The organism is Streptomyces sp. Ru72 (assembly GCF_002920635.1).
GTDB lineage: Bacteria > Actinomycetota > Actinomycetes > Streptomycetales > Streptomycetaceae > Streptomyces.
The window spans coordinates 1-1,085 of the sequence record NZ_PQSR01000235.1 but is presented as its reverse complement, the minus strand read 5'-3'; the positions used below and the strand labels follow the sequence as shown (position 1 = coordinate 1,085).

The following is a 1,085-nucleotide window of genomic DNA, read 5'->3' as shown; positions in this document are numbered from 1 at the left end:
CCTCCACAGTGGCCAGCCGCTCGGTCAGGGCCTCGACGAAGGCGTCGGCGATTCCGTCCTGGACGAAGATGCGGTTGGCGGCGATGCAGGACTGGCCGCCGTTGCGCATCTTGGCGGCGAACGCTCCCTCGACGGCCCGCTCCAGGTCGGCGTCGTCGAAGACCAGCAGCGGGGCGTTGCCGCCCAGTTCCATGGAACTCTTCAGCACGTTGTCCGCGGCGAGATGCAGGAGCACCCTGCCGACCGCGGTCGATCCGGTGAAGGACACCTTGCGCACCCGCGGATCGGCCAGCACGGCGGTGCTGAAGGCGGGGGCTTCGGTGGTGGTCACGACCTGCACCAGGTCTTCGGGGACGCCGGCTGCGAGGGCGAGCTGGACCGCGAAGATCGTGGTCAGGGGCGTGTTGGGCGCGGGTTTGATGACCACCGGGCAGCCGGCGGCGAGCGCCGGGGCGATCTTGCGGGTCGCCATGGCGAGCGGGAAGTTCCACGGGGTGATCAAAACCGACAGCCCCACCGGTGCGCGCCGGGTGAGCAGACGGGCCCCGCCGGCCGGAGCGTCGCGCAGGCCTCCGGCAGGGCGTACCGCTTCCTCGGCGTACCAGCGGACGAAGTCGGCCCCGTAGGAGATCTCGGCGCGGGCCTCGGCGAGCGGCTTGCCCATCTCCCGGGTGATGAGCAGGGCGATCATCTCGGCGTTGCCGATGATCAGGTCGTACCAGGCGCGCAGGATGTCGGCGCGGTGCCGGGCGGTGGTGGCGGCCCAGGAACGGCCGGCCTCGTCGGCGCGGGCCACGGCCTCCAGGGCCTGGAGCGCGTCGAAGTCGGGGACCTGCGCGATCGTCTGGCCGGTAGCGGGATCGTGGACGTCGAAGGTCCGGGTCACGCCCGGAACGGCGAGGTCGAGATTGGCCAGGACCTTCTCGGAGTCGGCCAGGGCAGTCGGTTCGGCATCGGGGAGGGTACTCATGGTGGTCACCTGGCTTCCTGGGCGGAGACGACGGTGTCGATGGCGGCCACGAGCTGCCGGACCTCGTCGTCGGTGGTGATGAACGGCGGGCTGATCTGCACGGTGTTGCCGCGCA

1 protein-coding gene is annotated in these 1,085 nt (G+C 71.0%); it reads right to left on the bottom strand.

What is annotated here, in order from left to right; genetic code table 11:
• A partial coding sequence (locus C3488_RS39650; protein WP_146068037.1) for an aldehyde dehydrogenase family protein occupies positions 1-970 on the bottom strand: 970 nt, incomplete at its 3' end.
• Positions 971-1,085 lie beyond the last annotated feature (115 nt).